The 22,849-nt window shown below is 60.2% G+C and carries 18 protein-coding genes and 1 tRNA gene; 11 read left to right on the forward strand and 8 right to left on the reverse strand.

Going from position 1 to position 22,849, the window contains the following annotated elements; genetic code table 11:
* Nucleotides 1–51: 51 nt before the first annotated feature.
* The 4 genes from PMO31116_RS09015 to PMO31116_RS09030 all read left to right on the forward strand — a co-directional run bounded on the left by PMO31116_RS09015 (nt 52) and on the right by PMO31116_RS09030 (nt 5,004).
* Nucleotides 52–1,695 (forward strand): sensor histidine kinase, encoded by a 1,644-nt coding sequence (locus tag PMO31116_RS09015; protein WP_246185230.1) that lies wholly within the window; start codon nt 52–54, stop codon nt 1,693–1,695.
* 171 nt (nt 1,696–1,866) lie between these two features.
* A complete protein-coding gene (locus tag PMO31116_RS09020) occupies nt 1,867–3,525 on the forward strand; it encodes an MFS transporter (RefSeq protein ID WP_150566417.1) in 1,659 nt (552 codons plus the stop codon).
* Between the two features lie 217 nt (nt 3,526–3,742).
* A tRNA-Met gene (locus PMO31116_RS09025) sits at nt 3,743–3,819 on the forward strand.
* 144 nt (nt 3,820–3,963) lie between these two features.
* Complete coding sequence (locus tag PMO31116_RS09030) at nt 3,964–5,004, forward strand: tyrosine-type recombinase/integrase (RefSeq protein ID WP_150566418.1); 1,041 nt, start codon at nt 3,964–3,966, stop codon at nt 5,002–5,004.
* 49 nt (nt 5,005–5,053) lie between these two features.
* Here PMO31116_RS09030 and PMO31116_RS09035 read toward each other — a convergent pair whose 3' ends face one another.
* On the reverse strand, nt 5,054–5,926 hold the full coding sequence (locus PMO31116_RS09035; protein WP_150566419.1) for a hypothetical protein: 873 nt from the start codon (nt 5,924–5,926) through the stop codon (nt 5,054–5,056).
* 420 nt (nt 5,927–6,346) lie between these two features.
* On the opposite strand from PMO31116_RS09035, the gene PMO31116_RS09045 reads away from it, so the two are divergent.
* From PMO31116_RS09045 to PMO31116_RS24040, 4 genes are all read left to right on the forward strand, one after another.
* The gene (locus tag PMO31116_RS09045) at nt 6,347–6,919 is read left to right on the forward strand and encodes a helix-turn-helix domain-containing protein (protein WP_150566421.1); all 573 of its coding nucleotides are present in this window, start codon (nt 6,347–6,349) and stop codon (nt 6,917–6,919) included.
* Between the two features lie 488 nt (nt 6,920–7,407).
* Complete coding sequence (locus PMO31116_RS09050) at nt 7,408–7,656, forward strand: hypothetical protein (protein ID WP_150566422.1); 249 nt, start codon at nt 7,408–7,410, stop codon at nt 7,654–7,656.
* 38 nt (nt 7,657–7,694) lie between these two features.
* On the forward strand, nt 7,695–9,857 hold the full coding sequence (locus tag PMO31116_RS09055; protein ID WP_150566423.1) for a KAP family P-loop NTPase fold protein: 2,163 nt from the start codon (nt 7,695–7,697) through the stop codon (nt 9,855–9,857).
* Between the two features lie 394 nt (nt 9,858–10,251).
* The gene (locus PMO31116_RS24040) at nt 10,252–10,602 is read left to right on the forward strand and encodes a hypothetical protein (protein WP_246185218.1); all 351 of its coding nucleotides are present in this window, start codon (nt 10,252–10,254) and stop codon (nt 10,600–10,602) included.
* An 86-nt stretch (nt 10,603–10,688) separates the two neighbouring features.
* On the opposite strand, the gene PMO31116_RS09065 is transcribed toward PMO31116_RS24040, so the two are convergent.
* The 6 genes from PMO31116_RS09065 to PMO31116_RS09090 form a co-directional block, all read right to left on the reverse strand.
* On the reverse strand, nt 10,689–12,539 hold the full coding sequence (locus PMO31116_RS09065; RefSeq protein ID WP_150566424.1) for an ATP-binding protein: 1,851 nt from the start codon (nt 12,537–12,539) through the stop codon (nt 10,689–10,691).
* 94 nt (nt 12,540–12,633) lie between these two features.
* Nucleotides 12,634–13,482, reverse strand: coding sequence for an addiction module antidote protein (locus tag PMO31116_RS24335; protein ID WP_343038606.1), 849 nt, complete (start codon nt 13,480–13,482; stop codon nt 12,634–12,636).
* Complete coding sequence (locus tag PMO31116_RS09075) at nt 13,479–14,066, reverse strand: ComF family protein (RefSeq protein WP_150566425.1); 588 nt, start codon at nt 14,064–14,066, stop codon at nt 13,479–13,481. Before PMO31116_RS09075 ends, PMO31116_RS24335 begins: the two co-directional genes overlap by 4 nt.
* A 303-nt stretch (nt 14,067–14,369) precedes the next feature.
* A complete protein-coding gene (locus tag PMO31116_RS09080; protein WP_174971013.1) occupies nt 14,370–14,723 on the reverse strand; it encodes a hypothetical protein in 354 nt (117 codons plus the stop codon).
* A 610-nt stretch (nt 14,724–15,333) separates the two neighbouring features.
* On the reverse strand, nt 15,334–15,669 hold the full coding sequence (locus tag PMO31116_RS09085) for a TFIIB-type zinc ribbon-containing protein (protein ID WP_150566427.1): 336 nt from the start codon (nt 15,667–15,669) through the stop codon (nt 15,334–15,336).
* Between the two features lie 227 nt (nt 15,670–15,896).
* Complete coding sequence (locus PMO31116_RS09090; protein ID WP_150566428.1) at nt 15,897–16,685, reverse strand: TerC family protein; 789 nt, start codon at nt 16,683–16,685, stop codon at nt 15,897–15,899.
* Between the two features lie 193 nt (nt 16,686–16,878).
* Between PMO31116_RS09090 and PMO31116_RS09095 the strand changes: the two genes are divergently transcribed.
* Together PMO31116_RS09095 and PMO31116_RS09100 are read left to right on the forward strand one after the other, a co-directional pair.
* The gene (locus tag PMO31116_RS09095) at nt 16,879–17,838 is read left to right on the forward strand and encodes a LysR substrate-binding domain-containing protein (protein ID WP_150566429.1); all 960 of its coding nucleotides are present in this window, start codon (nt 16,879–16,881) and stop codon (nt 17,836–17,838) included.
* On the forward strand, nt 17,825–18,898 hold the full coding sequence (locus PMO31116_RS09100) for an AI-2E family transporter (RefSeq protein WP_150566430.1): 1,074 nt from the start codon (nt 17,825–17,827) through the stop codon (nt 18,896–18,898). Before PMO31116_RS09095 ends, PMO31116_RS09100 begins: the two co-directional genes overlap by 14 nt.
* Before the next feature lie 131 nt (nt 18,899–19,029).
* Here PMO31116_RS09100 and PMO31116_RS09105 read toward each other — a convergent pair whose 3' ends face one another.
* Nucleotides 19,030–20,601 (reverse strand): tetratricopeptide repeat protein, encoded by a 1,572-nt coding sequence (locus PMO31116_RS09105; RefSeq protein WP_174971016.1) that lies wholly within the window; start codon nt 20,599–20,601, stop codon nt 19,030–19,032.
* A gap of 500 nt (nt 20,602–21,101) precedes the next feature.
* Between PMO31116_RS09105 and PMO31116_RS09110 the strand changes: the two genes are divergently transcribed.
* Nucleotides 21,102–22,841: an ABC transporter permease gene (locus PMO31116_RS09110; protein WP_023594255.1), complete on the forward strand. Its 1,740-nt coding sequence runs from the start codon at nt 21,102–21,104 to the stop codon at nt 22,839–22,841.
* Nucleotides 22,842–22,849 lie beyond the last annotated feature (8 nt).

The raw sequence follows: 22,849 nt of genomic DNA on the forward strand, positions 1-22,849 counted from the left end.
TTCCGGTTTCGGCCCCGGATTCGGTCTCGCCTCCTTTTGTCCTCCTGTCCGATGCGCCTGAGCTTCCGCCATTCCAATCGCACCGCGCAAGCGACCCCGGACGCGACGTCCCACGGCGCGCCGCGCGCATCCGCACGCCGCGACAAGGCAACGCCCGACCACGACGCGTCTGTGCCCGAGGCCGCCGATCCGTTCGATCCTTACGCCGATCCCTTCGTGCGCCCCGGATTCGGCGCACCGCTCGAGCGCGAAGCCGAGCCGCCGCCGCGCTCGCTGTTCGGCGAGATTCTCGACTGGATGCTCGCGCCGCTGTTGCTGCTCTGGCCGATGAGCATCGCGGTGACGTATCTCGTTGCAAAATCGATTGCCAACGGCCCGTTCGATCGGGCACTCGAGACCAACACCTACGTCCTCGCCCAGCAGGTGCACACCGATCGCGGCCAGGTCACGCTGACGCTACCCATGCCCGCGCGCGATCTGCTGCGCGCCGACACCACGGACAACGTCTACTTCCAGGTGCTCGGTGCAAAGGGGGAACTCGTTGCCGGAACTGCCGAGCTGCCGCTGCCGCACGAAGACGACCGTCCGCAACCCGGCGTGGTCCAGTTTCGCGACGAAACCGTGGGAGGCAACGACATTCGCGTGGCCTTCACCTATGTCGACCTGCCGCGCATGGAGCCGCCCGGCAGCATGGCGCTCGTACAGGTGGCGGAGACGCTCGACAAGCGTAGTCAGCTGGCCAACGAAATCATCAAGGGCGTGATCCTGCCGCAATTCGTGATCCTGCCGCTGGCGATCGTGCTCGTGTGGTTCGGCCTGTCGCGTGGCCTCGCGCCGTTGCATGCGTTGCAGGAACACATTCGCGCCCGGCGCCCCGACGACCTGTCGCCGCTCGAGGCACGTCAGGCGCCCCCGGAGATCGCGCCCCTCGTCAATTCGCTCAACGATCTGCTCGAACGTCTCGAACAGAACATGAAGCTGCAGCAACGTTTCATTGCGGATGCCGCGCATCAACTCAAGACACCGCTCGCCGGGCTGCGCATGCAGGCCGAACTGGCATTGCGTCAGACCTCGCCGGATGAGCTGCGTCGCTCCCTCTCGCAAATCGCGGTTAGCTCCGAGCAGGCCGCCCGGCTCGTCAACCAGTTGCTCGCGCTTGCGCGAGCGGAGAACAGCGCGAACGACGCCGCCGCGTTCACGCCGGTCAACCTCAGCCTGCTGGCCCGCAGTGCAATGCAGGACTGGTTTCAGGCCGCCTTTGCCAAGCGCATCGATCTGGGTTTCGAGGAGCCGCCGTTCCCGGTGCATCTGTCGGGCCAGCCCGTGATGCTGCGCGAGATGCTCAACAACCTGATCGATAACGCGATCCGCTATACGCCCGTTGGCGGCAAGGTGACGGTACGTCTGCGGCACGAGGCGTCCGACGGCTTCGTTCATCTCGAGGTCGAAGATACGGGGCCGGGCATTCCTTCGACGGAACGCCCGCGCGTGTTCGAACGCTTCTATCGAATTCTTGGCAGCGACAGTGACGGCAGCGGTCTGGGGTTGGCGATCGTGCGCGAGATCGTGCAGATCCATCGCGGCGACGTGAGCGTACTCGACCATGTCGATGCGCAGCATCCCGAAGCGACCGGCACACTCATCCGGGTCACGTTACCGCTCGCCGATGGGCCTATCGAAAACCCTCATGCGTGACGAAAACACGCGAAATACGTTCAAATTCATGCGAAAGCCGAGGGTAATTCCCTAGCGGCGTAAGCTTCGAGTCAGTTTGGCGTCAGACGGCGGTAAGGTTGCGCTCCAATAATCAGTTGCAACGGCCCGGGTGCGTCCCAGGGGCGTGCTTACATTACAGGAGACAACCGCATGGCTACTGCAACGACAGCCACCTCCCACGCGCCGATGACCGCAGAAGAACGGAAGGTCATCTTTGCGTCGTCGCTGGGCACGGTGTTCGAGTGGTACGACTTTTACCTGGCCGGTTCGTTGGCCGCCTTCATCAGCAAGCAATTCTTCTCCGGCATCAACCCCACGGCGGCGTTCATCTTCACGCTGCTGTCGTTTGCGGCAGGCTTCGCGGTGCGTCCGTTCGGCGCGATCGTGTTCGGCCGGATCGGCGATCTGGTGGGGCGTAAGTACACGTTCCTCGTGACCATCACGCTGATGGGTCTGTCGACGCTGGTGGTCGGTCTGCTGCCGGGCTATGCGTCATGGGGCATCGCCGCTCCGGTGATCTTCATCGCCATGCGCTTGCTGCAGGGCCTGGCGCTCGGCGGCGAGTATGGTGGTGCCGCCACATACGTTGCGGAGCACGCACCGCACGGCCGTCGCGGCTTCTACACGTCGTGGATTCAGACGACGGCCACGCTGGGTCTCTTCCTGTCGCTGCTCGTGATTCTGGGCACCCGCATGATCATGGGCGAGGATGCGTTTGCCGATTGGGGCTGGCGCGTGCCGTTCGTGCTGTCGATCGTGCTCTTGTTGATCTCGCTGTGGATTCGTCTGCAACTGAGCGAGTCGCCGGCATTCCAGCGCATGAAGGCTGAGGGCAAGGCGTCGAAGGCGCCGCTCAAGGAGTCGTTTGGCGAGTGGAAGAACCTGAAGATCGTGATTCTGGCGCTGGTCGGTCTGACGGCGGGTCAGGCCGTGGTCTGGTACACGGGCCAGTTCTACGCGCTGTTCTTCATGACACAGGTGCTCAAGGTGGACGGCAACACCGCGAACATCATGGTGGCACTGGGCCTGTTGATCGGCAGCCCGTTCTTCGTGTTCTTCGGGGCGCTGTCGGACAAGATCGGTCGCAAGCCGATCATCATGGCCGGCTGCCTGCTCGCGGCACTGCTGTACTTCCCGATCTTCAAGGCACTGACGCATTACGCGAACCCGGCCCTCGAAGCGGCGACGGCGCGCTCGCCGATCACGGTGATCGCGGATCCGAACGAGTGCTCGTTCCAGTTCAACCCGGTGGGTACGTCGAAGTTCACGAGTTCGTGCGACATTGCGAAGAGCTTCCTTTCGCGTGCGGGCCTGAACTATCACAACGAGACCGCCCCGGCGGGCACCATGGCGACGGTGAAGATCGGCGACAAGGTCATCTCGTCGGTGGATGGCAAGGCTGCGGACGCCAAGGATCAGGTCAAGGCTTTCGAGGCGAACATGGCGGCCACGCTCAAGGCCGACGGCTATCCGCCGAAGGCTGACCCGGCACAGATGAACAAGCCGATGATCGTGGTCCTGCTGGCGATTCTGGTGATCTTCGTGACGATGGTGTACGGTCCGATTGCGGCAATGCTGGTGGAGCTGTTCCCGACGCGCATTCGCTACACGTCCATGTCGCTGCCGTATCACATCGGGAATGGCTGGTTTGGCGGCTTCCTGCCGGCAACCGCCTTCGCCATCGTGGCCGCCAAGGGGGACATCTACTCCGGCCTCTGGTACCCGATCGTGATCGCGCTCGTGACCTTCGTGATCGGCACGCTGTTCATCAAGGAAACCAAGGACGTCGATATCTACGCCAACGACTGACAGGTGTCCCCGATCGACCGATCGGTGAGCGCCGGGGCCTTCGGGTCCCGGCGTTTTCATTTGTGCCATGGAGATTGCGCGGGCGATCGGGATGCGTCCGGGCAGCCCCTGCCGCGACGGACGAGCAAGCCGTGCAAAAGGCTACCGAACGATCTTTAACGTTTCACAAAAAAGATGTTGACAGCCTATGGGGGCCTACCTATAATCTTTCTTCTACGGCGAATTAGCTCAGTCGGTTAGAGCGACGGAATCATAATCCGCAGGTCCGGGGTTCGAGTCCCTGATTCGCCACCAAATGCGAAAGCCCTGTAAATCTCTGATTTACAGGGCTTTTTCACTAAGGGCTCTGCGGCTTCGCTGCGAGCCCTTTTCTTTTACCGGCTCCTCACGGTGCAAATTCGGTGCAATACGCGGTGCAGACCTCAAGAAAGGAGCACCATGGCAGCACTCACAAAAACGCCCTCAGGAACCTGGAAAGCAACGATTCGTCGAGTGGGTTGGCCCACAACAGCCAAGACATTCCGAACGAAGCGCGACGCAGAGGATTGGGCTCGCCGGACCGAAGACGAAATGGTCCGAGGCGTGTTTATTCAACGCGCACCATCCGAGCGCACTACCATTGCGTCGGCACTGGAACGGTATGTCAAAGAAATCGTTCCCACGAAAAAGGCCTCCACACAACGCCGCGAACAGGCCAGAGTCGCCACACTGCTCTCCGCCTTCGGCAAATATTCACTTGCCGCGGTAACTCCCGACCTGATCGGAAAATTCCGCGACCAGCGACTGGCGGAAGGCAAGGCGAACAATACAGTTAGGCTTGACCTGGCCCTTCTAGGTCACCTCTTCACGGTCGCGATAAAGGAATGGCACATCGGGCTCACCTACAACCCTGTCGCCAATGTCCGAAAACCGAGCCCGGGCGAAGGTCGCGACCGTCGCATTAATCACGACGAGCAAACACGGCTGCTCGCAACCATCGACAAGCACTCAAATCCGATGATGGGCCAGATTGTGCGCATTGCCATTGAGACAGGCATGCGCCAATCGGAAATCCTGGGGATCCGACGGTCGCAGGTTGATTTGGTGCGACGGGTGGTCCGATTGCTGGATACAAAGAACGACACAGCGAGAACAGTCCCCCTAAACAAGCAGGCGACGATTGTCTTCGCTCAGGCCCTCGCGTGCCCTATCCGCCCCATCGATACCGATCTGCTATTTTTTGGCGAGCCCGGCAAGGATGGAAAACGTCGCCCCTACCAGTTCACCAAGGCATGGAACATCATAAAAAAGGGAGTCGGCCTGTCAGATTTGCGATTTCATGACCTTCGCCACGAGGCCGTCAGCCGTCTTATCGAAATGGGGCTGAGCGATCAGGAAGCCGCGGCGATTAGCGGCCACAAATCGATGCAAATGCTTCGTCGGTACACGCACTTGCGAGCGGAAGATCTCGTGAAGCGACTGGACACTCTTTCGGCTTAACGATGTCGCGACGATTGTGGGGGCGCGAGGGCAATCTCTCCGCCCGCCATCACAGACACATCAATTCGCAGTTGATCGGATTGTCGATGTGTGCATCGATGCAAAAAAACTCCGATTGGTGATACCAGTAACGTAGCGAGTCCACATAGCGCAGATTCGATGCGATGCGCTCGCGTTCCATGTGAGTGATGAAGTTTCTGACGTCGTCATAAACGTTCAGCAGCCGCAGGCTACACCGACACGCCAACAGCGCCCGATGGACAGCGACGTAGCTTTCAAAAGCCAATGAGACATCCGGCAACTCATCGCGCAGCATTTGGCGGTAGATCACTACAGCGCGCCCGAGATCCGCGAGCTGCACTGCATTGGGATCAAAACGCTCCGCATCGGTCAACTTTTGGCCCAGCACCTCGAGCAACGCGTCGATCTTCCCAGCATCCCCCCAACTCTCGGCATAAGCCCCTGTGGCGGGATAAAGCTGCCAAAGCGGATTGGACGCGCTTTCGCCATCCCAAAGGGCAGACCAAAGCCGACCGGGCCCAAATCGGTATAGGCAATCTGCAGGCGAGTACATCAGCGAAACTTCGTCGCACTCTCCCTGCCGCATCCCCCTGTCCGCGTACTCGACACCCCTACGGGCGTCCGAACGGGCCGGCGCGACGTAAAAACGTTCGTCCGGGAACAGCTCCTGGAGAAATGATCGTGACTCCCCCGCCATCGAGACATCCCCACTGAAGTTCTTCCGCCATTTGTTTCGACTCTCAGACTCCCACGCTCGGCCGGGGTGAAGCGCACGCATTCGCTGATCAAACCAGCGGGAGAATTGATTGACGTTATCGACGACCGTCACGCGCAAATATAGCGCTCGCAGCGTCGCCATCGTCTTAACGCGGTCCCGTACTCGAGCATCAAAGGTTTTCACTGCGCCGCGAGGTCTCCCTCGTCGAACGCGCGTCTCGTGCGTTCCCTCTGACCTAATTTGGCTCACGCTCATTTGTGCCGGTAACAAATATCGAACGAATTTATTTTACCGACAACTTAGGCGCTCCACAGCGAAAACTACCGATCAGGAACGTAGTTAACCGTTAGAAAAGGAGTCCTTGATGGCCACGACAAGTTCAACGCTCACGGAGAAGTACTCTGTCCTGCTGACTTTGAGTCAGTTGGCAGCAATCCTGGATCGAAGCCCTGAGGGACTCCGAATTAGCCTGTCGAGATCATCCTCGGATTGGGCAACCAAGATCAATGCCACAAAGGTTTGCATCGGCAGACGGGTCTACTTTCGAACCGAGGCGATAGCTGCCCTCATTGACGAAGAATTTTCACTGTTCAAAACGGTTGCATGATGTCGCAGCAAGACGCAGATGAACTTCGGGCGGAGACGACATGGTTCCATGTGTTTCGATCAATGTTCTCGTCGGGCGACGCGGCCAAAATGGGGCCGCACGCCGTTGTTGTCTACCTCGTAATTAAGGCGCACGCCAACTTCCGAACGGGGTTCGCGTCGCCCTCCATCGACTTGATATCGACGATGTCTGGCGTTAGCCGTAGTCAAGTCATCAGAGCACTCGAAACCTTAGAGAAAGAAGGCTATATCGAGAGAACGCTTGCAGGCAGAAGCAACAAATACGTACTTCGTGAGAAAGTGCTCATTCGCGATCGATCCGGCCAACAATCCGCCGTTGCAAGCTGGAACTATTTGCCGGGGTCATTGCATACCACCATTGATCACGTGAAAACAGCAACGCGATCCGGCGACCTCGCAAGTTCTCCCGTTGTACATATCGAGAGGCTTCAGGTCAACGTAACTCAAGTGCAGGGGCCAACTCTTATGCTTAATTTGGCGGATATTGAGGGCTTACCACCAGGTGCCAAAGACGCATTGCTGTCTCTCTACGAGAAGCTCACACAATAGATATTCACAGCTCCACCGGACACGGTTTCAGGGGACACCTGACTTGTCCACACCGGTGCCACGCTGACACCATTTCGAGGTCGATCAGTGTCTCCGTGACACCCTAACAAGATTATTGATATTTCTAATGAATACGGAAGCATCTTCGGCAAGTTATCCACATATACACAACGATACCCGAGTCGTTGCCTCTCCCCCCGGATCCGCCGGAGGCATTAACATCCCCGCACCTCGTAGTGGAACATAAAGAACGTATTCTCCTGCCGTCGAGAAATTACCCCAATTCATTGATTTTATTAAACAAAAACAAGCATACGCTCAGCCCATATTTCCAAAAAATGTATTACAAAGGGGATACATTCCACTTGTTAGCGGAAAGTTGACCAGATATTAACTAGACGTTGACTCTTTGTTGACTTCACCTTGCCAGGGGCCCGCCCTCGCTTGGTGTTCTCCCCTAGCGAAAGAGCAGATAAGGAGATGATGAAATGAAGGGAGAGCCAGACGACGATATTGACGCCGAGATCATTCGGCGTATTGAGCAGGACTTGGAGGATGATTCGGCGGCGCGCGAGCACCTCGCTGCAGGACGTGCTATTTACTACGAACTGCCCGGGCTCGACGTGATTGTGCGCGAGCACCCTGACGGGAAGATCGAGTACGTGGATGTTCTCGACGACGGAACAATCGTCACGCTGTTCTCGCATGCGAGAATTGGCAATGGCATGCACTGCTAACATGCCGAGTTACTCGAACTGAGCGCTGAGATGGAGCTATGACCGAGCAACTGTCTTATAACGACCAACCGATCGAAAACCCAAACGAGGATCGCTTCGGCGTTGACGCTTTTGCACGCGCCCTTGCCGCAAGCATTCGCAAGATGAAATCACCCCAAGGGGCGGTGATCGGTCTCAACGGCCCCTGGGGCTCCGGAAAAAGCAGCGCGGTTAATCTCTGCAAGCACCACCTAGCCGAAGCAGTCAGGTCTGACGAGCTTGTCATCATCGACTTTGCCTGTTGGTGGTTTAGGGGCGAAGATGCCCTTGCACTCGCTTTTTTCCGAGAGCTGTACGCTGGCCTGGGGCCAAGCCTCGGCGACAAGGTCAAGAAAAAGCTGCCAAAACTTGGGGCACGCCTGCTTAGGGCCGGCGCACTTGTCGGCAAGATCGCGGAGGCCGCCGGTGCAGTGATCGCAGGAGGGATCGCCGAAAAGGGTATGGAGTGGCTCGCAGGCCTGATCGAGGAAGATGAAACCGTCGAAGCACTTCACGCTGAGCTGTCGAAGGCTTTGCGAGAACAGAAGAAGCGCTTTCTCATCGTCATCGACGACATCGATCGGCTCTCGCCTGACGAGGCCTTACTGATCTTCCGATTGGTCAAGTCGGTCGGCCGTTTGCCAAATGTCATGTACTTGCTGGTTTATGACCGCCTGCTGGCCGAGAGGATCGTCAGCGACCGCTACCCTTCGGAGGGCCCGCACTACCTCGAAAAGATCATTCAGGCCGCATTCGAAATACCCGATCCGGCAGCGTTCGAAGTTCAGCAACATTTGCTGTCGCTAATCGGGTCCATCTGCGGCGCGCCCGCGGAGGCGGACATGGTGCGCTTCATGAACATCTTCTACGAAGGAATCTCGCCAGCAATGCGGACTCCGCGGGATGTCGCACGCTTCGCAAATTCACTGAGCGTGTCATGGCCCGCTGTATCCAGTGAAGTGGACCGCGCCGATTTCCTCGCGCTGGAGATGCTTCGGCTTCTGCATCCCGCGATATATCGAGCCATCCGCCAAAACAAGGAACAATTGAGCGGCAATGGTCGCGACAAAGGGCGTGAGCGGGGGGAGGCAGCACGGTACTTCAACGAGCTATTATTCGGCGCTGCGCCACCCCCAGAGCATGATCGGATGCGACGACTTCTGATGAGGCTGTTCCCAGTCTTGGAGTCCGCTTGGGCAAATATGGGCTACGACGAAGGGTTCGCCAAGCAATGGGCAATGAAACGCCGCGTGTGTTCACCTGCTCATTTCGACACCTACTTCCGCTTCTCGATCGGCGACGAGGTGCTCACGAGCACCGAACTTGATGAGTTTGTAGCGCGCGCCGACGACGTCGAATTTGTCAAGGCCACATTGCGCCACGCCTCAATGGTGACTCGACGATCTGGCGGCACCAAGGCCGCTGTATGGCTCGGCGAGCTGATAACTCACTCCGAACGTGTAGATCGCGACAAAGTCGAGGCACTTCTGACCGCGCTATTCTCAATCGCTGACGAGATCAACGTCGAAGCCGATTCCGCGAGAGCTTTCAGCATGGATAGCAACGAATTGCGCCTGCACTGGCTGCTGCGAGCGCTCACGAAGGAGCGCTATACGCTCGACGAACGCTCAGCTATCTTTCGGCACGCCTGCGACGCGGCTTCCCTTGGGTGGCTTGCCGACTTCTCACGTTCCGCTTGGACTGACTACCACCCACGCGAAGGCCAAGAGCGCGAGCCGCCGGAGAACTGCCTGACCACGGAAGCCGACGCCGAGCATCTCCGCGCCCTCCTGCGCTCGCGAATCGAAGCGGCAGCAGCGGATGGCACGCTGCTCGCACACCGGGATCTATCCTACCTTTTGAATTGGTGGGCAGACTTGGCTACTGACGATGGCGCGGAAGTTCGAGCATGGACATCTGGAGTTTTCGCCAGTGATGATGGCGTTCGACAACTTGCAAAGGCGTTCACTTCATATGGCTGGACCCAATCGATGGGCTTCGGAGGAATGGGCGACGTTGTCGCCCAACGCGTGACAAGAGTCCATAGGAAAGGCATGGCTCGATTGCTCGACCTAGACGCGTTCCGTTTGCGAGTTGAAGCTGTTGCTAGCAACGGCGAGCATCCAGAAGTCTTGGAATTCCTAGAGGCTTGGCGGCGCGCTGGCCAGGGCAAAGATGACTGACTGCGCCGACGCGCGAAGCGCGTTTTCTCGAAAGAGACTGCCATGACTCAATCAGCCTGGACACGTGATGGTCGTCCGGTGGACGCGGCCGCAATCGCCAGCGCCGAGTGGGATCGGTTGAAGCAGACCGCGCCGCTAGGCGATTTTGTGATGCCATGCTGCAAGGCACCGGCGGTACTAAAAACGAGCATCAACGGCATGCCCTTCTTCGCTCATCTATCTGACGAATGCATCACTGCCCCCGAGACCAAATGGCATAAGGCCGGCAAAGCGGCGGTCCTGGCAGCCTTGGATAGTATTGGGCATTGTGGGCAGCGAAGAAGCGCTTGGAAGATCATCGAGCGGCGACAAGTGGGAGGCCGATGTTCTGTTCTCCGTCCCTGGGCGTACCATCGTGATTGAACTGCAACGCTCGTACCAACACCTGCGCGATTTCATTCGCCGCCAGGAACGGTACTCCGCTTCGGCCGTCGAATGTTATTGGCTGGTTCGCAAAGAGAACTTTCGGACCTTGGGCAAGGCAACGTCACGCCTGCTGCTAAAGCGCGACTTCGGCAACGAGTTCCCACAGGGGGGAATCGGTACCGGCATGCTGCCGGAGTTACCGGTAGCAATGCTCGATACGGAAGATTCGCAACTCGTGCTGTTCGGCGGTCTTAAGATGGCCACGGTGTCGACGTGGCTGGCCGGGATCCTCAACGGCACCTACCAATATCGAGGCGGCTCATGGAATCTCGGCGATTGAGGCAAGTTGATTGACACTTTAGGGATCGGGCTTTGAACGGCACCGCCGGTACAAGCGCTCGCCCCATCAACCGTTTCCGCCCGCTACTAGACGAGCATCGCGTGAATCTTTTTGAGCCAACCCGATACCTCGCCAGCCGCGTCGACCTCTGCAAGCCTCGCCGCAGTCATTTTCGCGGCAGCGTCGCGGTTGAGACGCTTCTTTGCCCGATTGATCTTGTCCGACAGCTCCTTGGCGTCAGCCAACACATCTGCCCACGGCTTCGTGCTACCGGACGATTCGTGAACGGACTTCGCCACGATTAACGGAACGTCACAGGTATCGGTATACGTGACCACGATACCGTTCATGCCTTCCGCGATAGCGTCGGCATGCAAATAGTTCTCAAGCTCCCGCTTCGTCGTTACGACCGCCCAAGATCCATCAGTGCGTGCGTTGACGGTATCGCATTCCGCCTGATATTTCGGCGGCACGGCTTCGTCACGATCATAGATATGAACTTCCGGGAGGTTCAGGTTTCGCAGATAGTGCTTGGCAACCCATTGTTTGAGCGAGCCCCCGCCGAGAGGGACGAGCGCCACGCGGTTGTCGCCGGCGAAATCGACGACATCAGCCATGCCTGGTTTCAGCATCGAGCTGATGCGCTCAAGGAACTCGATATCGTTGGTCCCTTCAACGAAGACCAGCGCTTGGACTCGCCGATCAGGTAATACGCCGAGTTCGTTCGCAATCGTGGCCAAATCGTCGTCAGTGCAATGAACGACGGTCGCCGTACCATCGTTCTGTTTACGCACGCACCGCAGGCTATCGCTGGGCAGAAGCCCCGCCAAGCCCGGCGTATGCGAAGTGACCAGAACTTGCGTGTTTTCGTCAACAGCAAGTTCCTTGAGCGCCTGAACAAGCAGCCGCTGGTTGTCGGGGTGTTGCGACGTCTCCGGTTCCTCAATGGCATAGATGACGCTCAACGCTCCCTTTTCTGTACGTCGCCTCTCCGCTTCAGCCCGAAAGAAGTTCAGGAGAATGAGACGGCGAACTCCGCTCCCGCGCTTGTTGATGGGTATGTCGTTGTCTCCCACGAGACCGAATTTGAAGACATCCCATTTAGGATCGGTCTTGAAAAACGGCTTAAGCTCGCTCGCCAGGCGACCGTCCATCTCATTCAGTTTTTCCAACGTCCGCTTCGCAACATCCTCTGCTCGGAGCCTCACCGCATCCTCGATCTTCTTCAGATCGTCCGCCATCTCCTTGAGCGCTTGTGTGATCGCGAACTTAAGCGGGCTTTGAACCTCCTCATCGCCGTCCTGGCTCGGTCGATCCGAGCGAAACAGCGCATACATTGGCAGCTGCGGCTTGAGCTGTTCCCAGACCTTTTTGGCATCCTCCTTGTCAAGCGGAAGTAGCCGGCGCTCAAAGATTAGTGGTTGACAGGCATCGCGGATCGCTTGTCGCATGCTGCCATTCACCGTCAAATTTACGGTCGATTCATCTATGCCCAGCTTCTTGACTCTGGCTTTCAGGTCAGTATTCTTGAGCATGAGCAAGTCGGCCGCATCGGCATTGGTCGGATGCAGAGCAACCGCGAAGACCGCCTCTTTCGGAGTTTTTCCCGAACAGTCCCACTCCTTAGAAATCTCCAGCTCGCCTTTTTCGTTCAGCAAGTGCTCAGTCGCGAGAGAGGTGCGTGCCGCGGTGTCGAGAACTATCTCGGCAGGGAGACTGGTGAAAGCGCAGCCGACGCGGATCATCGTGCCAGTGCCATGCACACATGCATCACCACGTTCTGGCTTGCCATCGTTAAAGAAAATTTCGAGCGCTTCGAGGATCGTTGACTTGCCCGCGTCGTTCTTACCAATGAACGCCGTCAGATCGTCGATCTCTATTCGAGTACTTTGAGCATACCCACGGAAATTTTGAAGAATCACCGCTGCGAGTTTCACACAGCCCCCCGATGGAATGTGGTCCTGCAAACAATACGAGTTCTAACGCTCCGTTTATCGACGGCTCTGCTGGATCCCGCGCGTTGTCAAATCGCTAGCGTGCATGCGTTGCGTTCAGGCGCAGCCCCAAGGATGACAAGACCTTGAGCACCGTCGCGAATTCAGGATTTCCGCCACTACTCAGTGCGCGATAGAGGCTTTCGCGAGCCAGCCCGGTATCCTTCGCGACGTTGCTCATGCCCCGCATTTTTGCCAAGTCTCCAAGAGCATTAACCACTGCGACCGGATCGGCCGCCGCGAGTGCCGCGTCAAGGGAGTCGGCTAGCTCTTCCTCAGACGAACCCGTCGCAGATAGTTGCGGATGCGCGGCTTCGGGTTCGGTTTCCTGGTTCACGTCGAGCAAGCTTTGTTGCTGGCCCGCTTGCCACTCGTCGGGCGTAGCCCGCTCGTGCAGATCATGACGCAGCTCGTCGCTGCAATGGGCCAGGAAGCTATCCCAATCGGTCTGTGTCTTGATGTTGATCGCGCGCTTCTCTGGCACGCTGAAAAGCACCGCGATCTTGCCGGCACGCACTAGGCGCAGGACGTTAAGGACGGTGCCAGGGCTCTTACCGTCCCAGATCATCAGGCCAAAGTCGGCCTCGCGCGCCATCTCGCGATCCTTGGCGGCGTAGAACTGAAAGCCTTTGAGACTCTTCGGTGCATCGACCTTGCGCGTTGTCCAATGACCAAGATTGTTCCGAAAGCTCTCACCAGAGCAAAACACCGTCACTTTGTCGTAAGCGGCATCGCTGAAGTACTTCTGCACGGCCTTATCAGCACCGTTGGCATCGCCAACAATGACTTGGTGTCCGCTGTTTATGACGTTATCGAGCCGGTGTTTAATTTCGGCCGGTAGACGTGACACATGGCGCGAGCCGCCGATGAAAATCGTGTTCATCATCGGTTCCTCCGAGTTTTGGTGATGGTGAGAGCACACACGCTTTTGGCGCCGCCTTGTTTCAGCAGCACGTCAGTAATGGCGTTCATCGTGGTTCCAGAGCGAAACAGATCGTCAAATAGCAAGATGTTTCTGCCTGCGGTGTGAGCCGGATCGACGGCATAGAGGCCATCGACCAATTTCACGCGTTCGTCGGGATCAGTGACGCCTTTGAGTTGCGTTGTCGCGCGGGTCGTGACAATGCATTCGACGACCGGCAAACCGACCGCAGCTCCAATTCCGCTCGCCAGAACGAGCACCGGTTGCACGGCGCGTGCCGACGATGGCGGTACAGGAATCATCAAATCGAAATGTGCCCGGTGCTGTTGCAGGTACGCGGCGGCCGCCTCAATGATCCCGTTCGCCGCTTCCTGGTTGCCGTGGTATTTCAACTGATACAGCAGTTCCGCAATCTCAGGCCGCGCGGTGTCGAATTGCAGATGACCGGCTTCGTTGTAGCCGGTCGGAGTGCTGCTGGTGGTGTGGAGGTCCAGCGCAACGCCAGCCCGGAAATGGCCCTCGATCTTCTGCGGGTGAATAGTGACCACGCGTAGCCCTCCGTAAGCTTGATAGGCTAGTGTAGCCCATGGGTTACACGCCCGCAAGGAAGGCGACTAGTTGTGACATTTCAATGTGGTTGACACTTGAGGGATCGGCCCACAGCTCATACCGCCCACGCAGACCGCCCGTCCCGCCGAGTGCCCCCCCAACAGCACGCGACGGAAGCGCGTATCCCTCATCTGTCAAGATCAGCATCGACTTGGGCCAGCAGTACCAGCGAATGTATGGGCTGCGGCTACACGTTCTCGATCTAAAGTGGCAAACGGGGCCACCACCACCGTACAAGACTTCTAGCCTTGAATGCCGCGCACGGCGACCCTAACTACAGGCTGTAGCCGATCCCATAGGTGGTCGTAAAAAAACCCCGCGACGATACCAGCCCCCATGAAGCCCAAAACGTAAGGAACGATGGCTTCGGCAAGCTTTCTCGTTTCATCAGGCCCGACGTTCGTGGTCCGCTGCATGATGAGGCCAAGAATGATGTAGCAAAGCAGCATGGAAAACGCCAAAAGCATACCGCCCTTGGCGATCAAACCACTCGCGCGCAAGCCGATATAGGGCCAAAAGGCTTGGCGTTTGACGATGGCTAGCATCTCCTGCTGCACCTCATGAAACAGAGGCTTGTGCCTCATAGGGAAGAACACGCCTGGTTTCTCCTTTGAAGGTTTGTAGGGAAATTGAAAATAAACGCTTCTGCCCCTTGCAGCCAGATAAGCTGCGGCAGACACAGACGGAAACACATCCGTCTGAACAATAACATGGGGTGTGCTTCTTCCCGCCCCCTCCTGACCACGGACGGAATCTCGACTGAATGCGCACCTTGGGAGTGCTTCGCCAGTGCATTCACGGTGCATCTCTCAGCTTTTTTAGACCACCCGAAATTACGGTAAACTAATGACGCCAAACAACTTTTGATTTCGGTCGCTTACGGTCGAATTCTCTTAATTTTCAGCAACTTACCGCGTTCCACGCCGAATCATAATCCGCAGGTCCGGGGTTCGAGTCCCTGATTCGCCACCAAATTTGAAAACGGCTTCCAGCGATGGAAGCCGTTTTTTTATTCCCCGAACGCCAACGTCGCATAGAGATGCGTCTGAGCAGCGAGCGCGTTATATCGCCCTGCCCCCGACCACATTGGTCGCAGTCCGTACGGGCGCGAAACACGCACCCCGAACATTGCCAGGCCCCCCCGTCACTTCATAGCCGCCCGCAAGGCGCCGACCATGACGCCTTGCATTTGCGCAACGCCGTCAATTAATCGAAATCGAACATCTCTAACAGCGACTTCTTCTTGCGCGGCTGGCTGTAATGCCGTCGCCGATCGTCGTGTCCATAATGTCTGTCATGCGTGTCGTACGAATGGCGATCGTCGCGATGCTCTCGCGTGTCGCGTTCCATCCGCTGCGAACGCTCATGATGACGCGCCGATTGCGGCGATGTCATCGCCGGACCGCCATCGGTGCGCTCGATCAACTTGTCCAGTTCGCCGCGATCGAGCCACACGCCACGACACGTCGGACAGTAGTCGATCTCCACGCCCTGACGCTCCGTCATCAACAAATCCGGGGTACCGCACACAGGACACTTCATCGTTTCGCTCCGTCACTGAAAAGACAACGCCTTCAATGTATCGGGCGCAGCGCAACGAAAAAACCTGCATTTTCATTCACTCAACTTCGAAAAAAACGAACTCCCCACCACCATGAAAAAGCCCCCAAGGGTTGGCGTTGACTCCAACCCTTGGGGGCAGCTCAGTTCCCAGCGCGCGCCGCGCGCGTCTCAAAGACGCGCCGGCATGTGCGCCGTGCCGGCGCCGTTCAGTGCAGCACCCGCGCCTTCTGGGCATTGCGGCGCGCCTTCGCACGACGCGTGAGCATGTTCAGCCCCTCGACGAATGCCGAGAACGCCATCGCCGCGTAGATGTATCCCTTCGGCACATGCGACCCGAAGCCCTCCGCGATCAGCGTCATACCGATCACCAGCAGGAAGCCCAGCGCCAACATCACGACCGTGGGATTCGCGGCAATGAAACGCGAAAGCGGACCCGCCATGAAAAGCATCGCGGTCACCGCGGCAATCACCGCAATGAACATGATCGGGATGTGTTCCGTCATGCCCACGGCCGTGACGATACTGTCGATCGAGAACACGAGATCGAGCAGCAGAATCTGCATGACCGCCGCGCGTGCGGTGATCGTCGCCAGCGTACCGGCCCCCGACGCCCCGTCGCCATGCCCCGCCTCATCGTCCTCGCCCGCGCCGTGCGCCACATGATGATGCATCTCCTTGGTCGCCTTCCACACCAGGAAAAGACCACCCGCGACCAGAATCAGGTCGCGCCACGAAAACCCGTGACCGAACAACTCGAAGAGCGGCGTCGTGAGCTTCGCGATCCACGCCACCGTTCCAAGCAGCGCCAGACGCATAACCAGGGCCAGCGCAATTCCCATGCGTTGCGTACGCGCCCGCATCGCCAACGGCAGCTTGTTGGTCAGAATCGAAATGAAGATCAGGTTGTCGATGCCAAGCACGACCTCCATGACCACCAACGTGACAAGGGCCGCCCACACCGCCGGGTCAGCCGCCAAAGCAAGTAAATAGTCCATATGTGCGTCAGAGTTTCCGTATGGTTGTCGGAGCGCCCGCCTCAAACCTCCCGACGCCGCGCCCCCGTCCTTCCCTCGCAACCCGCACCAAACGTAGCTTGCGGGTTCAGAACCGCATCATCGTCGAACTCACGCTTCGCAAAAACCATCTATATACTTCATGGAAGTTCGGTTTTTCCGAAGATACAGGAACATGTTGAACTACCGACATCTTTACTATTTTTGGGTCGTCGTCAAGGAAGGCGGCTTCGCCCGAGCGGCGCAACGCCTGGACATGGCCGTGCAGACGATCAGCGCCCAGGTGCGAGAGCTCGAGAAGTCACTGGGGCATCAGTTGCTCAAGCCTGCCGGGCGGGGCGTGACGATGACGGAACCGGGGCAGGCGGCGTTTCGACGTGCCGAAGAGATTTTTCGTCTCGGCCAGTCGATCCCCGACGAAGTCCGCGAGGCGGCGAGCGGCCGGGTGGCGCGTCTGTCCGTGGGACTGGCCGACGGCATCTCCAAACTGGCCGCGCATGCGATCCTCGCCCCGGTACTCGACACCCCGGCCCTGAGACTGGTCTGCCACGAGGGCGAGCACGAGCAATTGCTCGCCGAGCTGGCGCTGCACAAACTCGATCTGGTGCTCGCCAGCCAGCCCGCCCCCTATAACCCGACGTTGCGTCTGGCCAGCGAGCGTCTCGCGGAATCGCCGGTGGACTGGTACGGCCCGGCATCGGTCGTGCGCAACGCCTCGCGCGACGCGTTTCCGCAATGCCTCGCCGAGTTGCCGGTGCTCCTGCCCACGGGGCACTCCGCGCTGCGCGCACGCCTCGATCTGTGGTTCGAGACACAGGGGATTCGGCCCAATGTCGTGGGCGAGTTCGAAGACAGCGCGCTCATGGCCGTGTTCGCCACGCGCGGGATGGGTGTCTTCGCGCTAAGCGAAGCAGGCGCGGGCGACGTGTCGATGTTGCGCGGCCTGCGCTGGCTGGGGCGGCCCGAGGGCGTCCACGAGGAAATCCACGCCATCCGCTCGCGACGCGGCGAAGGACATCCGCTCGTGCTCCGTATCATCGAGGCCATCGGACAGACGTCCGATTCTGATATAAGAACCTCTGACGCACCTTCCGTGCCGTCGCCATCTGCAAGGAAACCTCATGTCGAGTCGTAGCGACCAGCGCAAATTCTTCCACCTGATGCTGTTCGTGGTGACGGTCGCGTTCGGGTGGATCCTGTTCCCCCTCTTCGGCGCCGTGTTCTGGGGCACGATCCTCGCGCTGCTGTTCCAGCCAGTGCAGCGCCGCGTGTTGCTCCGCATGCGCGGGCGCCCGAATCTGGCCGCGCTCACCACCCTCGCGCTGGTCCTGCTCATCGTGATTCTCCCGCTCACGGTGGTGGTAGGCATGCTCACGCAGGAAATCAGCTCGGCGCTCGTGCGCTTTCGCACCGATCTGCCGCAACTCACCGTCGCCTTTCAGCAATTGCTCGACCGGCTGCCCGCGAGCGTGCATCGCATCATGGACCTCGCCGGCGTGCAGGATGTCAACGCCATTCAGCAGAAACTCGGCGACGGCGCGGCACAGATCGGCCGTCTCGTGGCCGTCTATCTCGTGAGCATCGGCCAGAACACGGCGCAGTTGCTCGTGAGCTTCGGCGTGATGCTCTACATGCTGTTCTTCCTGCTGCGCGACGGCGTGGCGCTCGGGTCGATGGTACGCCGTGCGCTGCCGCTCGACGAACGTCACAAGGGTCAGTTGATCCGGCAATTCACCACGGTCGTGCGCGCCACGGTCAAGGGCAACATCGCCGTCGCAGTCGCGCAGGGCATGCTCGGCGGCATCATCTTCGCGGTGCTCGGTATCGAAGGCTACGTGCTCGCCGCCGTGGTGATGGCGTTCCTGTCGCTGCTGCCAGCGGTCGGCGCGGCGGTGGTGTGGGTGCCGGTGGGCATCTGGCTGCTGCTCTCGGGGGCGATCTGGAAAGGCGTGGTGCTATTCGCGTTCTGCGGCACCATCGTAAGCCTCGTCGACAACGTGCTGCGCCCGATCCTCGTGGGCAAGGACACCAAACTCCCCGACTGGGTCGTGCTCATCTCCACGCTCGGTGGCATGTCCCTCTTTGGCCTGACCGGCTTCGTGATCGGGCCGCTCATCGCCGCGCTGTTCATCGCGAGCTGGAACATCTACACGCGACTGCGCGACGTCGAGGAAGACCAGGCCGACGCCGGCTGATTCCAGATGATTCCGGCTGATTCCGGCGGGCCGGCGTGGACGTCACGGCGGACGTCGTACGCGGCCCCACCGCTGCCATGCACGACCGACGCCGCACGATCCGGAGCGCCGTCGTCATCGGCCCCACGCGATCATGCGACCTGCGCCATCGGCGCGCCCCGCATCCACGCGTCGAGGTCACGAGCAACCTGCGCCATTGCGCCGCCCCAGTCGCCGCGCTCGGGCTGACGGTACAAGGTGACCGACGGATACCAGTCGCTGTCGCGGCGATCGAGCTGCCAGCGCCAGTTGGGCGTGTGCTGGATCAGCCCCCAGACCGGCTTGCCCAGGGCGCCGGCCAGATGCAGCGCCGCCGTGTCGACCGAGATCACGAGATCCATCTGGGCCATGACGGCAGCCGTCTCGGCAAAGTCGCTGAGCTTGGCGCCGATGTCATGCACGTTGGAATACCGCGCGAGTTCAGCACGCTCTTCTTCCGTGGCATCGACTTGCAGCGCGTAGCACTGCGCGCCCGACGCGAACACCGGCGCCCAGTGCGCGAGCGGCACATCCCGTTGCGGTGGAAGCGCACGCGCACGCCACACGAAGCCGATGCGCAGCGCGCCCTCGGGCTTGGCACCGAGCGCGGAGCGCCAGACCATCTCCCGCCCGGCACTGGAGCGCAGGTAGGGCGAATGCACGGCCACATCGCCCCCGATCCCGAGCAGATGAGGCAGGCTGAGCAGCGGCACCTGCCAGTCGAACGACGGCACCGGCATGTGATCGCCGAGCACCGTCACCCCGCGCGCCACGCCGCCGAGCAACGTGACGAGCGGCGCCTGCACCGAAAGCACGACGTTGGCTCCCATCTTCACCAGGCGCGGCAGGAACCGGACGAACTGCAGGGTGTCGCCGTAGCCGGGCTCGCTGTAGACGAACACGGTCTTGCCTTCGATCGACGCGTGCCCGTCCCACAACCGGTCGGCAAAGCGCCGCTCCTGCACGCCTTCCTGCCAGCGCCATTCGTAGTCATGCCAGCCCGGTTCATAGTCGCCCAGCAAGAGGTGAGTCTGCGCGCGATTGGTGCGCGCGCCCACGTGATCGGGCGAGCGCTTCACCGCTTCGTGCAGGCATTGCAGTGCGTCGGCGAACGCATGCCGCTCGCGCAACGCCACACCGAGGTTCACCAGCGGATCGGGTTGCTGCGGCGCAATGGCGTTGGCAAGGCGGTAGGCGTCGATCTCTTCGTCATACCGCCCCAGCGCGGCAAGCGCGCGGCCCCGGTTGAAATGCGCCTGCCAAAGCGCCGGGGCCTTGGCCGCCGTGCGCTCGAACCAGACGAGTGCGCGGGCGCTGTCGCCCGCCTGCGCCCACGTGAGCCCCACGGTGTGCATCGTGCCGATGACGTCGTGCGACTGCTGCACGGTGGCTTCGAACAACGCTTCGGCTCGCATTTGACGCCCCGCCTGCAGGTTCGCCATCGCGGCGTCGAAACAGGCCTGCGCGCCCGGCTGCGGCACGAGCGCAAGCAGACGGTCGAATGCGTCGGCGGCCGCCTCGAAGGCGCTCATGCGCAGCGAGACGTAGGCCACGCCCTCGAGGGCAGGGACAAATTCGGGAGATTGTTTCAGTACCTGCCGCAACTCGGCGATCGCCTCGTCGAGCCGGCCCGCGGCACTCAGTTGTTGTGCGCGCTCGCAACGCGCGTCCAATGGCGTCGTCATGCGGCGCATCCTTGCTTGTCTGGGAATTGGAGGGGGTCGGGCCGGCATGCCACACGTCGGCCGCAGAGGGCATCTTGCCCCATGGCAGCAGGCGCCGTGGCCCGATCGAGCGGTGCACACTACACGACCGCACGGCACGAATCAAGCCGCGGGAATTGGTCTGCGCCGCGCCCATAAAGTTCACATCTTCAAAATAGCGTTTTCCCTGCCCGAAACCGCCCGCCCCTAACTTCCGGAAATCGCGCGCGGGCGATCAGGCGAACCGCCGCCCGCCATGTATCACCCACCGAAACGGGAGACCTGACGCAGTGCAGCATAAAAACCACAGTCAGTCGCCACGCAGCGGGTTTGCCAGCCCGCGACATGCGCTTTAACATCAATTTGCGGGGCAATCTGGTAGCATCCGCTGCCGTCCCTGCGCACGTGCCCGTGGCCGCCCGTGCCGCAATGCGGCGCAAACTCCTGTTGACCGTCCGACCCCTCAATCTCTCGAGGTCCTGATGACGCGCGTAGCCCGTCCGTTCATCCCCGCCACTGCGCGACGCCTGCTGCCCAATCGCTGGGATTTCATCGCCTTCCCGCTCATCATCGGGTTCCTGATGGTGAGCTCGTCGGGCATTCGCCAGACCTGGGCGCCGCTGGCCGACCTGCAGTCCGAAGTCATATCGCTGGACCCGTCCAACCTGCCCGAGTATGCCCTGCGCACCACGTTGCGCATGCTCGCGGCCATGGTCGCGTCGCTGCTCTTCACGCTGGTCTACGGAACGCTCGCGGCCAAGAGCCGGCGCGCCGAGAAGCTGCTCGTGCCGATGCTCGACATCCTCCAGTCGGTGCCGGTGCTGGGTTATATCTCGTTTACGGTCACCTTCTTCCTCGCACTTTTCCCGGGACGCGTGCTCGGCGCCGAATGCGCCGCCATCTTCGCGATCTTCACGAGCCAGGCGTGGAACATGACGTTCTCGTTCTATCAGTCGATGCGAACGCAGCCGCGCGACCTGTCCGAAGTCGCGGTAAATCTGCGTCTGTCGCCCTGGCAGCGATTCTGGAAGCTCGACGTGCCCTATTCGATGCCCGGCCTCATCTGGAACATGATGATGAGCATGTCGGGCGGCTGGTTCTTCGTGGTGGCATCGGAAGCGATCACGGTGGGCGACAAGACGGTCACGCTGCCGGGCATCGGCGCGTATCTCGCGACGGCCATCCTGCAGCGCGACCTGCATGCGGTGGGCTGGGTGATCCTGGCGATGATCGTCGTCATCGTCATCTACGACCAGTTCCTGTTCCGCCCCATGGTGGCCTGGGCGGACAAATTCCGTCTCGAAGACACGGTCTCGCAAGCCGCGCCGGAATCGTGGGTGCTCAACGTGATCCAGCGCACGCGTGCGATTCAGTTCCTGCTGCGCCCGTTCGGCAAGCTGCTGCGCACGATCGCCCGTATGCGCATGCCACTGTCGCTGCCCGCGGCCATTCACTCGGAATCGAACACCCGGCTCTCGCGCGCGATCGACTGGCTGTGGGCGCTGCTGCTGGTGGTGATGGGGGTATGGGCCGCGTGGAAGATCTGCGACTTCGTGCTCTCCGAAGTCGGCTTCTCCGAGGTGCTGCGGGTTTTCGGCCTCGGCCTGATCACGCTGGTGCGCGTTGTCGTGCTCATCGCGATCGCGTCCGCGATCTGGGTGCCGCTGGGCGTGCTGATCGGGCTGCGTCCCAAGCTGGCCGAGCGCATCCAGCCGCTGGCGCAGTTCCTCGCCGCGTTCCCGGCAAACCTGCTGTTCCCGATCTTCGTGATGGCGATCGTCCACTTCCACGCGAATCCGGACATCTGGCTCTCGCCGCTCATCGTGCTGGGCACGCAGTGGTACATCCTGTTCAACGTGATCGCCGGTGCAACCGCCTTCCCGAACGACTTCAAGGAGGCCGCCACCAACTTCCGCATTCGCGGCTGGCAGTGGTGGCGCCAGGTGATGCTGCCCGGCATCTTCCCGTACTACGTGACCGGTGCGATCACGGCGTCGGGCGGCGCCTGGAACGCGTCCATCGTCTCGGAATGGGTGCAGTGGGGCGACGACAAGGTCGCCGCGCACGGCCTGGGCGCGTACATCGCGCAGACCACCGCTGACGGCGACTATCCGCGCATTCTGCTCGGCATCGCCGTGATGGCGCTGTTCGTGGTGCTGTTCAACCGCTTGCTGTGGCGCCCCATGTACGCCATCGCCGAAAACAAGCTTCGTCTGAATTGAAGGGGCCG

It is taken from the genome of Pandoraea morbifera, from assembly GCF_902459575.1.
Taxonomy (GTDB): Bacteria; Pseudomonadota; Gammaproteobacteria; order Burkholderiales; family Burkholderiaceae; genus Pandoraea; species Pandoraea morbifera.